This is a genomic window from Antarctobacter aquimaris, assembly GCF_900184945.1.
Lineage (GTDB): Bacteria > Pseudomonadota > Alphaproteobacteria > Rhodobacterales > Rhodobacteraceae > Maliponia > Maliponia aquimaris.
On record NZ_FXYF01000012.1, the window covers coordinates 130,514 to 146,704 of the forward strand.

Annotated in this window: 17 protein-coding genes; 9 read left to right on the forward strand and 8 right to left on the reverse strand. The window is 68.0% G+C overall.

Annotation, left to right across the window (positions count from 1 at the left end; all coding sequences use genetic code 11):
* Position 1 precedes the first annotated feature (1 nt).
* The 4 genes from MAA8898_RS19175 to MAA8898_RS19190 all read right to left on the reverse strand — a co-directional run bounded on the left by MAA8898_RS19175 (position 2) and on the right by MAA8898_RS19190 (position 3,878).
* Entirely contained in the window at positions 2–1,801 is a 1,800-nt protein-coding gene (locus MAA8898_RS19175) for a PqiB family protein (RefSeq protein ID WP_094022643.1), read from the reverse strand.
* Positions 1,798–2,430 carry a paraquat-inducible protein A gene (locus MAA8898_RS19180; RefSeq protein WP_094022644.1) on the reverse strand — a complete coding sequence of 211 codons (633 nt, stop codon included), beginning with the start codon at positions 2,428–2,430 and terminating at the stop codon, positions 1,798–1,800. The genes MAA8898_RS19175 and MAA8898_RS19180 overlap by 4 nt, the downstream gene beginning before the upstream one ends.
* Complete coding sequence (locus tag MAA8898_RS19185; RefSeq protein WP_094022645.1) at positions 2,400–3,038, reverse strand: paraquat-inducible protein A; 639 nt, start codon at positions 3,036–3,038, stop codon at positions 2,400–2,402. Before MAA8898_RS19185 ends, MAA8898_RS19180 begins: the two co-directional genes overlap by 31 nt.
* A gap of 177 nt (positions 3,039–3,215) precedes the next feature.
* On the reverse strand, positions 3,216–3,878 hold the full coding sequence (locus MAA8898_RS19190) for a glutathione S-transferase family protein (protein ID WP_094022646.1): 663 nt from the start codon (positions 3,876–3,878) through the stop codon (positions 3,216–3,218).
* 238 nt (positions 3,879–4,116) lie between these two features.
* On the opposite strand from MAA8898_RS19190, the gene MAA8898_RS19195 reads away from it, so the two are divergent.
* The 5 genes from MAA8898_RS19195 (at position 4,117) to MAA8898_RS19215 (ending at position 7,771) form a co-directional block, all read left to right on the forward strand.
* Positions 4,117–4,398, forward strand: coding sequence for a hypothetical protein (locus MAA8898_RS19195; RefSeq protein ID WP_094022647.1), 282 nt, complete (start codon positions 4,117–4,119; stop codon positions 4,396–4,398).
* Between the two features lie 30 nt (positions 4,399–4,428).
* Positions 4,429–5,460 carry a PHA/PHB synthase family protein gene (locus MAA8898_RS19200; protein ID WP_094022648.1) on the forward strand — a complete coding sequence of 344 codons (1,032 nt, stop codon included), beginning with the start codon at positions 4,429–4,431 and terminating at the stop codon, positions 5,458–5,460.
* A 296-nt stretch (positions 5,461–5,756) separates the two neighbouring features.
* Complete coding sequence (locus MAA8898_RS19205; RefSeq protein ID WP_094022649.1) at positions 5,757–6,128, forward strand: hypothetical protein; 372 nt, start codon at positions 5,757–5,759, stop codon at positions 6,126–6,128.
* Positions 6,129–6,243: 115 nt separating this feature from the next.
* Positions 6,244–6,918: a hypothetical protein gene (locus MAA8898_RS19210; RefSeq protein ID WP_094022650.1), complete on the forward strand. Its 675-nt coding sequence runs from the start codon at positions 6,244–6,246 to the stop codon at positions 6,916–6,918.
* Between the two features lie 361 nt (positions 6,919–7,279).
* The gene (locus tag MAA8898_RS19215) at positions 7,280–7,771 is read left to right on the forward strand and encodes a hypothetical protein (RefSeq protein WP_094022651.1); all 492 of its coding nucleotides are present in this window, start codon (positions 7,280–7,282) and stop codon (positions 7,769–7,771) included.
* 174 nt (positions 7,772–7,945) lie between these two features.
* On the opposite strand, the gene MAA8898_RS19220 is transcribed toward MAA8898_RS19215, so the two are convergent.
* On the reverse strand, positions 7,946–8,842 hold the full coding sequence (locus MAA8898_RS19220; protein WP_094022652.1) for a LysR family transcriptional regulator: 897 nt from the start codon (positions 8,840–8,842) through the stop codon (positions 7,946–7,948).
* A gap of 134 nt (positions 8,843–8,976) precedes the next feature.
* On the opposite strand from MAA8898_RS19220, the gene MAA8898_RS19225 reads away from it, so the two are divergent.
* Together MAA8898_RS19225 and ygiD are read left to right on the forward strand one after the other, a co-directional pair.
* Entirely contained in the window at positions 8,977–9,399 is a 423-nt protein-coding gene (locus MAA8898_RS19225; RefSeq protein ID WP_094022653.1) for a DoxX family protein, read from the forward strand.
* Positions 9,400–9,451: 52 nt separating this feature from the next.
* Positions 9,452–10,276: a 4,5-DOPA-extradiol-dioxygenase gene (gene ygiD, locus MAA8898_RS19230; protein WP_094022654.1), complete on the forward strand. Its 825-nt coding sequence runs from the start codon at positions 9,452–9,454 to the stop codon at positions 10,274–10,276.
* Positions 10,277–10,356: 80 nt separating this feature from the next.
* Here the strand turns inward: ygiD and MAA8898_RS19235 are convergent, their stop codons facing one another.
* Positions 10,357–12,393: an NADH:flavin oxidoreductase gene (locus tag MAA8898_RS19235; protein WP_094022655.1), complete on the reverse strand. Its 2,037-nt coding sequence runs from the start codon at positions 12,391–12,393 to the stop codon at positions 10,357–10,359.
* Positions 12,394–12,510: 117 nt separating this feature from the next.
* Between MAA8898_RS19235 and MAA8898_RS19240 the strand changes: the two genes are divergently transcribed.
* Both MAA8898_RS19240 and MAA8898_RS19245 read left to right on the forward strand, forming a co-directional pair.
* Positions 12,511–13,161, forward strand: a complete 651-nt coding sequence (locus MAA8898_RS19240) for a TetR/AcrR family transcriptional regulator (protein WP_094022656.1) — start codon at positions 12,511–12,513, stop codon at positions 13,159–13,161.
* Complete coding sequence (locus MAA8898_RS19245) at positions 13,158–13,937, forward strand: pyrroline-5-carboxylate reductase family protein (protein WP_094022657.1); 780 nt, start codon at positions 13,158–13,160, stop codon at positions 13,935–13,937. The genes MAA8898_RS19240 and MAA8898_RS19245 overlap by 4 nt, the downstream gene beginning before the upstream one ends.
* Before the next feature lies 1 nt (position 13,938).
* Here MAA8898_RS19245 and MAA8898_RS19250 read toward each other — a convergent pair whose 3' ends face one another.
* Together MAA8898_RS19250 and MAA8898_RS27430 are read right to left on the reverse strand one after the other, a co-directional pair.
* Entirely contained in the window at positions 13,939–15,174 is a 1,236-nt protein-coding gene (locus tag MAA8898_RS19250; RefSeq protein ID WP_094022658.1) for a cytosine deaminase, read from the reverse strand.
* A 10-nt stretch (positions 15,175–15,184) separates the two neighbouring features.
* Positions 15,185–15,424 carry a TOBE domain-containing protein gene (locus MAA8898_RS27430; protein ID WP_503100496.1) on the reverse strand — a complete coding sequence of 80 codons (240 nt, stop codon included), beginning with the start codon at positions 15,422–15,424 and terminating at the stop codon, positions 15,185–15,187.
* Positions 15,425–16,191: the final 767 nt, after the last annotated feature.

Sequence of the window (16,191 nt, forward strand, 5' to 3'; positions counted from 1 at the left end):
GTCACCGTCCCATCAGGAGCGAATTCGGATTGCGCTGAAGCATGCGCGCCAGCGTACGCATGGCATCGGCGGCTTCGCTGACGTCGCGCAGGGTGGACAGCGCGCCCGCGATCAGCCGCGAGCTGTCGTCATAGGCCTTTAGCACCGTTTCGGTGCGCGAGGCCAGAGTGTTGAGCCGGTCTGTCAGCTTTGGCAGCTCGGCCGCGGCCAGTTCGACCGCATCGGCGGCGGCGGCAGCAGAGGCAAAGACCGCGTTGACGTTTTCCGTGGCGCCGCTTTCGCGCAGTTCGGCGGCGATGGCCTGCGCCTCGGCCAGTGTCTTGCGGGTCTGCTCCAGCGTCACGGTCAGTTCCGGCATGATCGTCCGCAGGTCGGCCAGCGTGGCGTTGACCCCGGGAACCAGCGCGCGCGTGTCGTCGGCGGCCAAGAGCGCGTTGGCCGAGTCGAACAGCGCCTGGATCGAGGCCAGCATCTCTTCGACCGGCAGGTTGTTGATGCGTTCGAACACGCCTTCGGCAGTGGCGTTCAGGTTGGCGACATCGGCCGGGGCGGTGGGCAATTCGGGCAGGCCGCCCTGTGGCGTGACGATCTCGGCGGGGTCGGACTCGGGCAGTTCCACCAGGTCGACGACCAGTTCGCCCGACAGCAGGCTGGCCGTGGCCAGCCGCGCCCGCAGGCCCTGGGCGACAAAGGCGGTCAGGAACTCCAGCGCCGCCGCCGGGTCGGCCTCGGCCCCCAGGCCCAGCCGCGCGGGGTTGACGGCCAGGGTTGCGTGCAGGCGCACGGTCTTGCGTCCGCCGATCTCGGTGGCGATCATCGCGACGTTCTCGACCTCGCCCACGGGCACGCCGCGGAACCGCACGGTCGCTTCCTCGGTCAGGCCGGCGACCTTGCCGTCAAAGATCGCCACCACGCGCAGCCGCTCACCCGTGGGGTCGTCCAGCAGGCTGGCCCGGGCTGCGGCCTGGGTGTCATACAGCGGAAAGACCGCGCCCGGCGCGACCGCGTCGCCGCCCGACACGAGGGTGTCAAAGCTGATCCCGCCTTGCAGCAGCGAGGCCAGCGAAGAGATGTCCAGCGCCACGCCGCCCGGCCCCAGCGTGACCGAGACGCCCGAGATGTCCCAGAACCGGGTGTTCGTGGTCAGCAAACGGTCATAGGGCGCCTGGACAAAGCCGTTGATCACCACACCGTCGCCGTTTTCCGTCAGTTCGGGGGCCTCGACTGCGCCCACGGCGATGCCCTTGAACAGGATCGGTGCGCCGCCGACGATCGAATTGCCGTCCTTGGCGCTGAGCCGGATGGCGGTGCCGGCGCGCGTCGGGTCGCCCAGCGGCGCGCGATTGAGCCCGGTAAAGAAGGTCTGCGCCGTGCCGGCATCGGAGTTCCAGCTGCCCTCGATGTAGACCCCCGACAGCACGGTGTTCAGCCCGCTGATGCCCTGCGCCGAAACCTCCGGCCGGACCACCCAGAACTGCGCGTCCTCGTCCAGGAAGGGGGTCAGGGTCCGGTCCACCCGGACCGACACCAGCACCTGCGACAGGTCCTCGGTAAAGCTCACGTCCTCGACCGTGCCCACGGTCACGTCGCGGTACTTGAGCTCGGTCTTGACCGCTGCCACGCCCGAGGCGCTGTCAAAGGCGATCTCGATCAGCACGCCGCGGTCGGCATAGCTTTTCCAGGCGATGCCCAGCGAGACGGCCAGCGCGAGGATCGGCACCAGCCAGACAAAGGAAAAGCGCGAGGCGAATCCTTCGCGTCCGGGCTGCACGATGGCTTTGGCGGGTCTTGGGTCTGTCATTGCGGATCCTTGTCGGCGTCCCAGATCAGCTTCGCATCGAAGCTTTGTGCGGACAGCATCGTGAAGGCCACCGACAGCGCAAAGCTGACGGCGGCGATTCCGGGGTGAATGATGGCGACCGAGCCCAGCTGCACAAGCGCGGACAGGATCGCCACGACGAAGACGTCGATCATCGACCAGCGGCCGATGAACTCGACCACCTCGTAGAGGAGGTGGCGCTGGTGCAGGCTGATGCGCGACGGCCGCTGCAGGCTCAGCGCCAGGTAGGCGATGGCGATGAACTTGCCGACGGGGATCAGGATGCTGGCGACAAAGACGATGATCGCCACCCCGTAGGCGCCGTGATGAAACAGGTCGATGGCGCCGCCGACGATGGTGCTTTCGGATTGCTCCAGCAGGGTCGCGGTGCGCAGCATCGGGTAGAGGTTGGCCGGGATGTAGACGACGATACCCGCCGCCAGCCAGGCCCAGACCGCCTGCAAGGATCCGCGCCCGTCCGGGTCCAGCCGCGCCCCGCAACGGGTGCAGGTGCGCGTGCCCATCTCGTGGGCACGACCGCACCGGCCGCAGGCCAGCAACCCCGCCTCACGGGCGGAGATCAGGGTGCCGGACGTTCCAGCGTTTTCCATATCGTGTACCGGCACATTGTGTTGTCCTGAAGGACGGTGATGAGAACCAGCGCGGTAAAGGCCCAGAACGCCGGGCCCAGGCTGACGGTGGCCAGGCCCGCCACCTTGACCAGCGCCACCGCGACACCCAGTACAAAGATTTCGGCCATGGACCAGGGGCGCAGGTGCTCGGACATGCGAAAGGCGTGGTGCGCGTGGCGCCAGGGCGCGCGCCCTCGCACCAGCGGATACAGGGTGTAGATGATCGCGGCCAGCCGCGCGGTCGGGATCAGCACGATCAGCAGGGCCACGGCGAAAGACAGCGGCACCATGAAGCCCGACGAAAAGGCCAGCGCCGCATCCAGCACCGAGGCGCGGTTGTGCAGCCCGGCCACCTGCAACTCGATGAACGGAAAGAACACCGCGCCCACCATCAGCACCACCGAGGTGACCGCCAGCGCCAGCACCCGGGCAAAGGCGTTCTGGCGCGGGGCGGCCAGCACCTTGCCACAGCGTGCGCAGCGCGCGACGTGGCCTTCGGGCACTTCCGGCTCGACATGCAGTGTATCGCAGACGGGGCAGGCCAGAAGGGCCTGTCCGGCCAGCGTCCCGGTCAGGTCCTGCGGCATCGGGGACCCCTCGTCTGGCAGCGGGCGATCCGCGCCCGGCGGTAGGGAGACGACATACACATGCCGCGGTCTTCCCCGTCAGGATGAAATGATATGTCCTGGATGTCCATATGCCGGGTCTCGGGGATTCCGTAGGGTCACCTGCGGCATTTCGGCCACAACGGCGAAGATCCGCTGTCAGTCCGGGTCGCGGAGGCCGTGGAACGGAAAGAACGGCCGGAAGAAACGCCCGCCCTCGACCGTCACGGCCACCGAGGGCCGCGCCAGCAGCCTTTGGCGATAGCCATGCAGGGTGCCCAGGGCCTCGGGGATCGGGTGTACCCAGTGGGCGTAGAACAGCGCAGGTGCCGCGGCGCAGTCGGCGATGCCGAAGCCGTCGCCTGACGCCCAGGTCCGGCCATTCATCCAGCGGTCGAGCCAGGCATAGGTGCGGTCGAGGGCCGAGCGCGCCTCGGCCTCGCCGGTCGTGTCGCGCTGGTCCACGGGGCGCAGCGCGTTCATCACGATGCGCGCCATGGGCACCGAAACGTAGTCGTCGAACACCCCGTCCATCTGCCGCGCCTCGATGGCGATGCGCGGGTCGGCGGGCACCATCGGCGGCGCGTCGCCCAGGTGCAGGTCGAGGTACTCGATGATCGCCGCCGTCTCGATCACCGTGCGGTCGCCGTGCACGAGGATCGGGAACTGCCCGGTCGGCGCGGCCGTGGCGCAAAAGGCCGCGTGATCCGGGTGGTCGGCATCGACGGTCCGGTCCTCGTAGTCGACGCCCCGCTCGCGCGCGGCGATGTAGACCTTCCAGCAGAACGACGCGAAGGGGTGGCCGTAGACGACGGGTTTCATGGCGGACCTCCTGCCTTTGGCGCTGTGGTGCGCCTCGGCCCCGGGATTCGCAAGCCCATGCGCGGGGACCGGCGGATTTCACCGTGCCGGTTTTCTCCACGTCATCGGGTCTGTCCCGGCAAGCCATTTGGACCGGCGGATTTCACCGTGCCGGTTTTCTCCACGTCATCGGGTCTGTCCCGGCAAGCCATTTGGATCGGGGATGAGCTGTTCCAGGACGGGACGCAAGCAGTCCCTGATGCACGAGCCGACCACCAACACCCTGGACCGCGCCGGGCGCACGGCACAGGCGCGGATACCGTCGCCCTGTCGCCCCATGCCGCGGCCCGATGCCTGGGTCGATTCCCTGTCACATCTGGGCCGGGAGGCGGCCCGCCTGAGCGCATCGGTTGCGATGGACCTGGCCGGGATCGAGCAAGGCCCGCAGCCCGCGCCGGATGATCACCGCTCCAACCACCCCGGCTGGCCGGCCTGGCCGTTCCGGCTTTGGAACACCGGCTTCTTGGCGCAGGAGGCCTGACGGGCCGAGGCCACCGCGCCGATCCGTGGCATGCGCAAGATCAGCGCGGACCGGGTGGGGTTCATGGTGCGGCAGGCGCTGGACATGGTGTCGCCCTCCAACCTGCCGGGGCTGAACCCGGAGGTGGTCGAACGCGCGCTGAAAACGGGCGGGCGCAACTTCACCGACGGCGCGCGCCACCTGTCGGAGGATACTTGGCGCGAGCTGTCCGGGCATCCTGCTCCGGGAATGGACGGCTTCAAGGTTGGGCGCGACCTGGTCACGACGCCGGGACAGGTGGCCTGGCGCAATGACCTGATCGAACTGATCCAGTATGCGCCCGCGACGGACAAGGTCCGGGCCGAGCCGATGCTGATCGTGTCGGCGTGGACCACGAAATACTACATCCTCGACCTGAGCCCGGAAAATTCGCTGATCGCGCACCTGGTGACGAAGGGCTACAGCGCCTTTGTCATCTCGTGGTGCAATCCCACCGCCGACCAGCGCGACCTGTCGCTGGAGGACTACCGCGACCGTGGCGTGATGGAGGCGCTGGAGGCGGTGCAGGAGACCACCGGCGCGCCCCATGTCCAGGCCCGCGGCGCCTGCCTGGGCGGCACGATCCTGGCCATCGCGGCGGCGGCCGCGGCGGGGCAGGGGGACGACAGGCTGGCCTCGGTCACGCTGCTGGCCGGGCAGACCGATTTCTCGGAGGCGGGCGCGTCGATGCTGGTCGTCGACGATAGCCAGATCGTCTTTCTCGACAACACCATGTGGGACAAGGGCTGTCTCGACACATGGCAGACGGCCGCCGCCTTTCGCGCCCTGCGTCCCAAGGATCTGTCGGCCTGGAACGCCGACGCCACCCGGATGCCCTACCGGATGCACAGCGAATACCTGCGCGGGCTTTTCCTGGAAAACCGCCTGACCGCCGGGCGCTTTTTGGTCGAGGGGCGGGTGATCGCGCTCAAGGACATCTCGGCCCCTAATTCGTGTTGGGGACCGAGCAGGATCACATCGCGCCCTGGCGGTCGGCCTGCAAGACGGCGCTGTTCACCGATGGCGACATCAATTTCGTGCTGACCTCGGGCGGGCACAACAGCGGTGTGCTCAGCGTGCCCGGCCGCAGTCGCCGCCGGTTCCGCCACGGCCACCGCCCGGCGGGCCGCACCTGCATGGACCCGGACAAATCCCCGGACCGGCACAATGCGCAGGAAGGTTTGTGGTGGCCGGAATGCGTGCGCTGACTGGACGCCCGCAACGGCCCTGGGTTGGCCGATCCTCCCGCGATGGGCAACCGCGACGCCGGACTGCCGCAGCTGGTGCCGGCACGCGGCCGCTATGGCCTGCAACGCTGACCGTGCCTGCGGAGTTGCCCGATGGATGACGGGACGGCACGCTGCCAGCCTTGGCGGCAGGTCCGGCCGGAACAGGCGGAAAGCACCGGCGATGACGCGACACCCGGGAAAGGCCGTGATCGACGCCGCGCTGCGCCGCCCCGTTGTCAGCGCCCTGCTGCTGGCGCCATCAAGGGTGCGACCCCGGCCGTTGCTCTCTATCAACGGGTTGAGGCGCGCTTTGGTGCGCCGTCCCGGGACGAGGCGCTGCTGGTCGCCGCCGAGGACTTTGGCGATCCGGAAACCTTTGCCGCGCTCGAGAACCTCGTCCTTGGCGTGCAACTGACAGAGGACGTGCGCGGCGGGCATAGCCTCCTTGTCCTGCCCGATCCGGCGGGCGAGGCGCTGAGCTAGCTGTCGCGCCCAGACGTGGCGGACCTGCCCCGGCGCAACGCCGGCCGGGCTGCGCGCGAACTCGCAACTGGGGCCGAACCTGCTGTCGCAGGACCGCAGCGCGACGCTGCTGCTTGTGCTGCCCGATCTCGCCATGGCCGCAGAGGTGCGGCTGGCGTCGCTGGCTGATCCGGCGCCGACCGTGCAGTCCGTCAGCCTGGCGCAGTTGCAACGCGAGATCAGCGCGGCGCTGGTGCAGGACCAGCTGGGCGTCACGCCGCTGGCCACGCTGGTCTGTATCGCGCTGGCGCTGACCGGCATCCCCTTTGATCCGCTGATGAACATCGCGCCCACCGTGGTGCTGGTGCTGGGCATCGCCGACGGCGTGCATGTCTTTCAAGCGATGCAGCGCCATGCCACCGAGGGCGACATGCGCCACGCCTTCCGCTGCGCCGTGATGGAGACCATGCCGGCGGTGATCCTTGTGGCGCTGACCACGGCGCTGGCCTTTTTCTGCGTGCTGTTCGTCGGCCCGCTCACGCTGCCAAACGTGGCCATTGCAGGGGCCGCTGGGCCACGCGCTGGCGATGCCGGCGGTCTTCATGATCCTGCCATCCGCCGCGCTGGCGCTGTTCGGGGCGGGGTCGTTGCGCCTGTTGCGCGCGCCTGCGGTCCGCAACGTCATCCGTGCTGCGCGAGCGGCGCCGCCGGGATCGAGGCCGCCAAGTTCCAGCTGGAAAGCCGCCCGGATGCCAGGTTGCGGTTTATCACCCTGCACGAGGATGGCAGTTTTTCAGCCAGTCGGTCGTGACGCTGGCCCATCGTAGAGACACGGTTTGACGAAGCGATATCCGATGGACATACCGATGGGCGGACAGCGACGGCGCCGACCGGACTTGCGGCGCCGCAAGCTAGGGCGGGGGGCTGGACGCCACTGGCCAGGCGGTGGAATTTCTCTTTCAGCCGGGCCGGGTGGTACAAATGGCCTGTGCGCCGGTCGGGACCGCGCTTTCGGGCCACGACGCGGCGTTCCTGGGCGGCAGCGCGACCGGCAACTTCGCCCGCGACATCCCCCTGCCGATGCTGAGCCACAAGCAGGACGTGACGGACCGGCTGTCGTTTGCCCTGCTGCCGGCGGCATCTTTGGGCCGCTCTCGGGCTACGCCGCAGAGATGGAGCGCGATTTCGGCATCGGCTACGTGGTCGGCGCGGCTTTTGAGATCCCGGAATACGTCCTGCGCGTTTTGCTGACCTACAACTCGGCCATCTCCCTTGATTTCCACACCATGGAAGGGTCGGCCATTGGCACCACCATCTCGACCGTCTCCGCCGAGACGCTGCAATCCGTGAACCTCGCGTTCCAGTCCGGTATTGCGCCGTGCACCTTTGTCTTTGGCGGCGCGCGCTGGGTCGAATGGTCGGCACTGCAATTCTATCCGCCGGTGCTGTCGTCGGTTTCGCCCGATCCGCTGATCGATTTCGAGGACACCTGGAGATATTCGCTTGGCGTCGGACGGCGGCTGACCGACCAGTGGACCGGCACGCTGGCGTTGCTTTACGAGCCTTCGACCAACCCGCCCCCGACGCCGCCTACCCCGGTGACGGCTTTCGCGGGCTGGCGCTGGGCGCGATCTGCACCGGGCAGGCCATGGACGTTCACCTGACGGCCGCCGTGACCGAGATCGGCGATACCGCGCCTTGCGTGGGTGCCTTGGGCACCACCGTGTCCAGCTTTCGCGACATTCGGGTCGTCGCGGTGGGGATGAGACTCGTCTACCGCTACCGAGCGCGCGCCGCGCGGTCTGGATGTCCTCCGGCGCGGAAAACGACGGCGCCGGTTACAGGATGTCGGCCTGGCGCAGGTCTGCTACCGCAAAGTCGATCAGCGCGCGAACCTTGCGCGGCAGGGTCCGCCCCTCGAGGTAGACGGCGTTCAGCGGTCCGCTTTCGCCTTCGAAGTCCCTCAGCACCGGCACCAGCGTCCCCGACTCCAACGCCGCGCAGACGGCAAAGCGCGGAGGATAGGCGATGCCGTGTCCGCCTGCCGCCAGCTCGGCCGCGGCGCGGGCCGAGTTGACCTGCAACCGTCCCCCGATCTCGGCCGTCCTCTCGACACCGTCCTTCAGGAACCGCCAGCGCCGTGGCTGCCGCCTGTTGGTATCGACGATGCAGCTGTGCTCGGCCAGTGTTTCGGGGGTGTCGGGTGTGGCGTGGCGCGCCAGGTAGGCAGGGCTGGCCACCGCGACCGACCGGAACGTGCCCAGTCGCCGCGCCTTGAGCGACAGCAGGTCCGGTTCTCCCATGCGAAAGGCCAGGTCGATGCCTTCGCGCGCGAGGTCTTCGTGTCGGTCGCTCAGCCGCAGGTCCAGCGTTAGGGCCGTATGGTCGGCGGCAAAGCGGGCCAGCATCCCGGCCAGGTACAGCTCGCCAAAGGTCACCGGGGCGGCGATGCGCAGCGTCCCGGTCAGACCGCGCCGCGTCTCCGACACTTCGGCCAGCAGGGCATCGAGATCGTCCAGCACTGAAGGCGCGCGCGCCAGCAGGTCCTGCCCGGCCGGGGTCAGCCCGACCTGTCGCGTCGTGCGCTGGAACAGCCGCGTGCCCAGCCGCGCCTCCAGCGCTGCGACGTATTTCGAGGTCAGCCGGTTCGAGAGCCCCAGTTGTTCACCCGCCGCGCTAAAGGAGCCGGTCTGTGCCGTCGCCACGAAGGCCCTGAGTTCGTCGACGATGTCCATGTAGGCCTCATTCGGAACAAAACGTACCAAGTCAGTCCATAAAGTCGCCATTTAGTTCGTATTTGGCAAGGTCTAGATGGGGATCAGTTGAAACGCGGCCCCGCATCGGGGCATCAGGACCAAGGACACTTGCCATGACCCACCAGACCCAAACCGACATCGCCGCACTGACCTTGCGCGTCACCAGCGGCGCGTTGTTCATCGCCCACGGCCTGCTGAAGGTGAACGTTTTTACCGTCGCCGGCACCGTCGCCTATTTCGAAAGCCTCGGCCTGCCGGGCTTTCTTGCCTATCTGACGATCTTCGCCGAACTCGCGGGCGGCCTGGCGCTGATCCTGGGGGTTGCCACGCGGCTGGTGTCGCTGGCGCTGATCCCGATCCTGCTGGGCGCGGTCTGGGCACATGCCGGCAACGGCTGGCTGTTCTCGGCCACCGGCGGAGGCTGGGAATTCCCGGTGTTCTGGGCGATCCTGCAAGGGACGCTGGTGCTGCTGGGCAGCGGCGCCTACGCCCTGCGCCTGCCTGTCGTGACCCGCGTGCTGGGCCAGTACGCCTGACCGGACCGGGCCGCCTTCGGGCGGCCCAACCCCGTCCCGAGGAGAAAAAGCGATGATCACCGCCACCACATTGGACGCCCTGCGCGCCCGCCTGATCCCCTCGGACCGCATGCCGCTGGTCTTTCTCGGGCACGGCAGCCCGATGAACGCGCTGGAGAACACCTCCTATGCGCGCGCCTGGTCCGACCTCGGTCAGAGCCTGCCGCGGCCCAAGGCGATCCTGGTCGTCTCGGCGCACTGGATGACGCGCGGCACCACGCTGGTCGACGTGTCCGCCATGCCGCGCACGATCCACGATTTCTACGGCTTCCCCGAGCCTTTGTATCAGATGACCTATCCCGCGCCCGGCCAGCCGGACCTGGCGCGCGAAGTGGTCAGCCTGCTGGCCAGCCACAAGGCGGCCGAGGACGACACCTGGGGCCTGGATCACGGCGCCTGGGCGGTGCTGAAGTTCCTCTACCCGGAGGCCGACGTGCCGGCGTTCCAGGTCTCGATCGACATGGGGCGGGGGCTGGATTACCAGCTGGAGATCGGCCGGACGCTGGCCGAACTGCGCGACCGGGGCGTGCTGATCCTGGGATCGGGCAACGTGGTGCACAACCTGCGGGCCATGCGGCCGGGTGGCGCGCCGATGGATTTCGCGGTCGAGTTCGACACGCTGGTTGCAGAACGGCTGGAGGATCGGGATTTTGCCGCCCTGGCGGACCGTGCCGGGCTGGGCAAGCTCTTGGACGCGGCGCATCCCAGCGTGGACCACTACATGCCGGCGCTGACCATCGCAGGGGCCTCGGATGCGGGCGACGATCTGACCTTCATGACGGACACGATCGACCTCGGCTCCGTCTCGATGCGGTCCTTCGTTTTCCACGCCCGGTAGCAGACTGGGCATCACACGGCGGCGATCGCGCCCGGATCAGGTCCGGGGCGCGCCGGGCGCGTGACTTCGGGCGCCTGCCGTCACAGCGCCTTGCACAGGCGCAGGGCGTCATAGATCGCCGCGTGAGTGTTGCGCGAGGAGACCGCATCGCCGATGCGGAACAACTGGTAGGTGCCTTCGGGATTGCGCCGGATGGTCTGCGGGCGGCCTTCGATCAGGGCGCCGTGGTCCACCTCGCCCCAGTTGACCGACCCGTCGCGCAGGTCGAAATACAGGTCGTCCAGCGGACGGGTGCCGCAGTTGACCACCACCTGGTCGACCCGGCGTTCCTGGGTGGCGGCGATGTAGTCGCTGCCCACTTCGGCCAGCAGTTCGTTGCCCTCGCGGCGCACGGCGTTCAGTTTCCGCGTGACGGTCAAGGTCACGTCCAGCTGTTGCAGCGCCCGCATGGCGGGGGTCAGCGACATGCCCATGACCTCGGGCGCAAAGGTGCGGTCGCGGCACAGGATCTCGACCCTGGCCCCCGTGGCAGCGATCTTTTCCGCCGCCTGGAGCGCCGCGAAATCGCCCGCATCGTCGTAGATCAGCACGTTGCTGCCCGGCTGGGCATCGCCCGACAGGATGTCCCAGGCCGACACGACCAGCGCGTTGCCCTCGTCGAGCACCTCGGTGTGCGGCATCCCGCCGGTGGCGACGATCACCACCTCGGGCGAGTCCGCCAGCACCGTGTCGGCATCGGCGTAGCTGTTGAAATGAAAGGTCACACCCAGCCGCGTGCATTCGGCAACGCGCCACTGGATGACCTGCATCATCTCCTGCCGCCGGGGGGATTGCGCGGTCAGGCGGATCTGCCCGCCAGGATCGTTGGCGGCCTCGTGCACGATGACCTCGTGCCCGCGCTCGGCGGCGACGCGCGCCGCCTCTAGCCCGCCGGGGCCTGCGCCGATCACCACGACGCGGCGGCGCGTGTCGCCCTTCTCGATGCTCTGAGGCTGTTCCAGCTCGCGCCCGGTGGCCGGGTTGTGCAGGCAGAGCGCCATGCCGCCCTGGTAGATGCGGTCGAGGCAGTAGTTGGCGCCGACGCAGGGGCGGATGCGGTCCTCTTCGCCGCGCAGGATCTTGGCGACGATGTGCGGATCGGCGAGGTGCGCGCGGGTCATGCCGACCATGTCCAGCTTTCCGCTCGCAATGGCGTGACGGGCGGTGGCCACGTCCTGGATCTTGGACGCGTGAAAGGTGGGGATCTGGACCTCGGCGCGGACCCGTCCGGCAAAGTCCAGGTGCGGCGCGCTGCGCATCCCCTGCACCGGGATCATGTCGGTCAGCCCCGCATCGGTCGCGATCTGGCTGCGCGTGACATTCAGGTAGTCGATCAGACCGGAGGCCTTCAGCCGGCGCGAAATCTCGATCCCGTCGTCCGGAGAGATCCCGCCCTCCATCATCTCGTCCCCGATGTAGCGCAGTCCGACGATGTAGTCGGGGCCGACGCGCTCGCGGACCGCCGAGAGCACGTCGAAGGTGAACCGCATCCGGTTGTCGAGGTTGCCGCCGTAGGGGGCGTCCAGGGTGTTTGTCAGGGGCGACCAGAACTGGTCGATCAGGTGGCCGGTGGCGCAGATCTCGACCCCGTCCAGCCCGGCGGCCTTCATCCGTTCGGCGGCATCGGCAAAGTCCTGCACGATGCGGGCGATGTCCCAGTCCTCGACCAGCTTGGGAAAGGCGCGGTGCGCGGGTTCGCGGGCATGGGTCGAGGACAGCGAGGGCAGCCAGTCGCCCTTGTCCCAGCGGGTGCGGCGGCCCAGGTGCGTCAGCTGGATCATCACGGCGGCGCCGGCGTCGTGGCATTCATCGGTCAGCTTCTTCATCCAGCCGACGACTTCGTCCCGCCAGGCGAGGATGTTGTTGAAGGCGGGCGGGCTGTCGCGCGAGACGGAGGCCGATCCGGCGGTCATGGTCATGGCGATCCCGGCGCGCGCGCGTTCGACGTGGTAGGCGCGGTAGCGGTCCTTGGGCATGCCGTCCTCGGCATAGGCCGGTTCGTGGCTGGTGATCATCAGCCGGTTGCGCAGGGTGAGGTGCTTGAGCTGGTAGGGTTGGAGCAGGGGATCGTTGGACATGGCGGCCTCCCAAGGGTCTGGCATAGCGATTCCAAAAATGTTCACTTATGTCAAGTTTGCAGTCACGCGTGCACATTTTTCGTTGTGCGGTGTGGGGCGTGGCACTAGGGTCACGACATGAACACATCTGTCACCGAAGAACCCGCAAAGGCCGCGGGCTGGCGCGGATCGCGCGAGGTCTGGCTGGAGGCGGCGCGGGGGGCGCTGCTGGACGGCGGCGTCGAAGCGGTCAAGATCCAGCCGCTGGCGGCGCAGTTGGCGCTGTCGCGCACCAGTTTCTACTGGTTCTTCAAGGACCGGCAGGCGCTGCTGGAGGCGCTTCTCGAGGACTGGGAGGCGACCAACACCGGAACATTGGTGACGGCCTGCGAGGCCTACGCGGAAACGGTGACAGAGGCGGTGCTGAACGTGATCGGCGTCTTTCTGGACGGTGGCGGCTTTGAATCGCGGGTCGATTTCGCGGTGCGCGGCTGGGCTTTGCAGTCGGACGCGGTCATGGCGCGGGTCGCGGCGGCGGACGAGGCCCGGCTGGCGTCGATCAGGGAACTGTTTACCCGCTTTGGCTATGACGGGACCGAGTCGGACGTGCGGGCGCGCACCGTCTACCTGGTGCAGATCGGCTATATCTCGATGCAGGTGCGCGAGGACGTGGCGGTGCGGATGGCACGCATCCCGGCCTACGTGAAGACCTACACGGGGCACGCGGCAAGCGCGTCGGAACTGGCGCGGTTTCACGCGCGGCACGGGTATCGGGGGGATGAGAGATGACTTGGCGGATGGCCCTTGTGGGGGCGACGGGCTGGCTGGGCCGGTCGATCGGGCCGTCGTTGCTGCGGCACGGGGTGGTGCGCGCGGGCATGTTGACCTGCGTCAGCCGCTCGGGCGCGTCGCCGCTCTACGATGCCTGGCCGGGGGTGCGCTGGCGGTCCGAGGTTGGCCCGGCGGAGGTGGTGATCCTGTCAGTCCGGCCGCAGCAGTTCCGCGAGGCAGATTTCGATTGCTCCGGGGCGCTGGTGCTGTCGCTGATGGCCGGGGTCAGCTGCGCCGAGATCGCCGAGCGCACCGGCGCACGTGTCGTCGTGCGGACCATGCCCAATGCAGCGGTGGAGATCGAACGCTCCTACTCGCCGTGGTTCTGCCCACAGGTGCTGGGCGATCAGGACCGGGCGCGGGTGACGGCCATCCTGACGGCCATCGGCACGACCGATGAACTGGCGCGCGAAGCGGACCTGGACGTGATCACCGCGCTGTCAGGTGCGGGACCGGCCTGGCCGGCGTTGCTGGCGGCGGCGCTTTACGAGGCTGGCAAGGCCGGCGGGTTGTCCGCCGAGGTGGCCGGACACGCGGCCGAAGCCGTGGTCTGCGCCGCCTCTGACCTGCTGGCGGGGCGCGTGGCGCAGGCGGGCGCGCTGGTGCAGGAGTTCATCGACTATCGCGGCACCACGGCCGCGGCGATGTTGGCCGCCCGCGCGGGCGGTTTCGACGCGGCCATCGCGGCCGGAGTTGCGGCCGGAACGGCAAAGGCGCGGGATTTGTCGTCCTGAGTCAGAACCCGGCGGAGAGCGCCGTCACTGCCGGTGCCGTCCGGGCGACCACGCGGCCATTTGAGACCACGCAGAGCCGGGCAGGGCGCAGGCGCAGCGCCTCGATCGGATCCGGCGCGTCCAGCACGACTAGGCTGGCGCGGCTGCCGGGTGTCAGGCCAAAGTCCAGCCCCATGATCTGCGCGGGTGTCTCCGTTACCATCCGGAAGGCCGCGCGCATCTGGTCCGGCGCAGTCATCAGCGCGACATGCAGGCCCATGTGCGCCACGTCCAGCATGTCGCCCGAGCCCAGCGGATACCACGGGTCGCGCACACAATCCTGGCCAAAGGCGACGGTGACGCCTGCGGCGCGCAGTTCCGGCACCCGGGTCATGCCGCGCCGTTTCGGATAGGTGTCCATCCGGCCCTGAAGCGTGATGTTGATCAGCGGGTTGGGGATGGCGGCCACCTGTGCCTCGGCGATCAGGGGGATCAGCTTGGCGACAAAGTAGTTGTCCATCGAATGCATCGAGGTCAGGTGCGACCCTGCCACACGCCCCTGGAGTCCGCAGCGGATCGTCTCGGCCGCCAGCGTCTCGATGTGGCGGCTCAGGGGGTCGTCGCTTTCGTCGCAATGCAGGTCGACGCGCAGGCCGCGCTCTGCCGCCAGTTCGCAGGCGGCGCGGACCGAGGCGGCTCCGTCCGCCATGGTGCGTTCGAAATGCGGAATGCCGCCGACCACGTCGACCCCGGCGTCCAGCGCGCGGATCACCTGCGCTTCGGCGCCGGGCGCGCGATACCAGCCGTCCTGCGGGAAGGCGACCAGTTGCAGGTCCAGCACGTGTTTGACCGCTTCGCGGACCTCCAGCAGCGCCTCGACGGTGCCGAAACTGGCGTCGGTCACGTCGACATGGCTGCGGATCGCCAACACGCCCTTGGCCAGCGCCTGCCGGCAGTAGTCCAGCGCGCGCGCCACGATGTCCTCGCGCGTCTGGATCTTTTTCAACTCGCCCCAGAGGCCGATGCCCTCCAGCAGCATGCCCGAGGCGTTCACGCGGGGGCGGCCGTAGGACAGCGTCGCGTCCATGTGGAAATGGCAGTCGATGAAGGGCTGGCTCACCAGCTTGCCCTTGGCGTCGATCACCTCGCGCGCCTCGGCGGTGATGCCCGGCTCGACCGCCGTGATCCTGTCGCCGCTGATCGCGATGTCGGCTTGCATTCCGTCTGGCAGCAGCCCGCCCTTTACCAGGAGATCCATCTGTGTCCTCTCATGCGGTCATGACATGCACCGTCCCGGGCGCCGATATGAGCAAGAACCGCTGGCCCATTCCGGGTGAAAGCGTCTCTGACTGTTCTTCGGCGACCTGCGCTTTCAGTTCGGCGCCGTCCGGCCCCTCGAAATAGCAGATGATCGCGGTGCCGGCGAATTCTTTGGACAGTATGTCGGCGGGCAGGGTGCCGGGCGTTGCTTCGGCGCTGACTTTTATCCGGTCGGCAGTGACAACGATCTCCTGTCCCTATGCTACATCGGGCAGGGTGTTGTTGCGATCCATGACCTCGGCGACAAATCGGGTGCGCGGCTCGCGACAGATTTCCTGCGGTTTGCAGATCTGGGTGATCCCGGCATGGCCCATGATGACCACGCGACCGGCGATGGCAAAGGCCTTGGACTGCGAATGGGTGACGTAGGCAAATTTGATCGTTGCGATGCTGCGCGGCCTTTCCGCCCCGTTGCGGGCGCGGTCGGCCCGTCCTGACTGCCGGTGGCAGTGCGCCGTCGGGATCGAGGCCGATCTGCTGCATTGTCGACAGAGCGATCCTGCCGTCGCGACCCCGAAGGCGGCACAGGATCGACGCTGACTGGATCTCCTGTCCAACGCGGGTGCGCAATTGCGGGGGATGTGACTGGCCGTGCACCGGGGCTGACAATCGAACCTGCAACGGGTCTGGTCCGCAAAGACCCGATTCACGACGGCGGACGTCGCCAACCGGAGCATGACAGCGGTTTTTCTTGCCCGATTTGATCAGGAGTCGCACAGGAATCACCCCAAAACCCGACTCGCTGCCCCTGCGTAAGCTGTGAGTGGCGCCTACGAACCGCCGATCTCCGTTCTTCCAACGTTATGATTTTCTTGTCTTTCTCTATGTTTCGGAAAAAAATCGCATGATGTCGTAAAAACTGCTTGCGGAGGTTGGCGGTGTTCCTTAGATAGCCCTTCACCGGCGGCGCTGAGGCGCACGGCGGGACGGCCGGGACGGTCGGGGCGGTGAGCTC

Coding starts and splice junctions, on each gene's coding strand:
- MAA8898_RS19220 (WP_094022652.1), bottom strand. CDS start 8,842: ATGGACATCGTCGACGAACTCAGGGCCTTCGTGGCGACGGCACAGACC.
- MAA8898_RS19175 (WP_094022643.1), bottom strand. CDS start 1,801: ATGACAGACCCAAGACCCGCCAAAGCCATCGTGCAGCCCGGACGCGAA.
- MAA8898_RS19185 (WP_094022645.1), bottom strand. CDS start 3,038: ATGCCGCAGGACCTGACCGGGACGCTGGCCGGACAGGCCCTTCTGGCC.
- MAA8898_RS19240 (WP_094022656.1), top strand. CDS start 12,511: ATGAACACATCTGTCACCGAAGAACCCGCAAAGGCCGCGGGCTGGCGC.
- ygiD (WP_094022654.1), top strand. CDS start 9,452: ATGATCACCGCCACCACATTGGACGCCCTGCGCGCCCGCCTGATCCCC.
- MAA8898_RS19225 (WP_094022653.1), top strand. CDS start 8,977: ATGACCCACCAGACCCAAACCGACATCGCCGCACTGACCTTGCGCGTC.
- MAA8898_RS19235 (WP_094022655.1), bottom strand. CDS start 12,393: ATGTCCAACGATCCCCTGCTCCAACCCTACCAGCTCAAGCACCTCACC.
- MAA8898_RS19250 (WP_094022658.1), bottom strand. CDS start 15,174: ATGGATCTCCTGGTAAAGGGCGGGCTGCTGCCAGACGGAATGCAAGCC.
- MAA8898_RS19200 (WP_094022648.1), top strand. CDS start 4,429: ATGCGCAAGATCAGCGCGGACCGGGTGGGGTTCATGGTGCGGCAGGCG.
- MAA8898_RS19190 (WP_094022646.1), bottom strand. CDS start 3,878: ATGAAACCCGTCGTCTACGGCCACCCCTTCGCGTCGTTCTGCTGGAAG.
- MAA8898_RS19205 (WP_094022649.1), top strand. CDS start 5,757: ATGGATGACGGGACGGCACGCTGCCAGCCTTGGCGGCAGGTCCGGCCG.
- MAA8898_RS19215 (WP_094022651.1), top strand. CDS start 7,280: ATGGAGCGCGATTTCGGCATCGGCTACGTGGTCGGCGCGGCTTTTGAG.
- MAA8898_RS19245 (WP_094022657.1), top strand. CDS start 13,158: ATGACTTGGCGGATGGCCCTTGTGGGGGCGACGGGCTGGCTGGGCCGG.
- MAA8898_RS19180 (WP_094022644.1), bottom strand. CDS start 2,430: ATGGAAAACGCTGGAACGTCCGGCACCCTGATCTCCGCCCGTGAGGCG.
- MAA8898_RS19195 (WP_094022647.1), top strand. CDS start 4,117: ATGCACGAGCCGACCACCAACACCCTGGACCGCGCCGGGCGCACGGCA.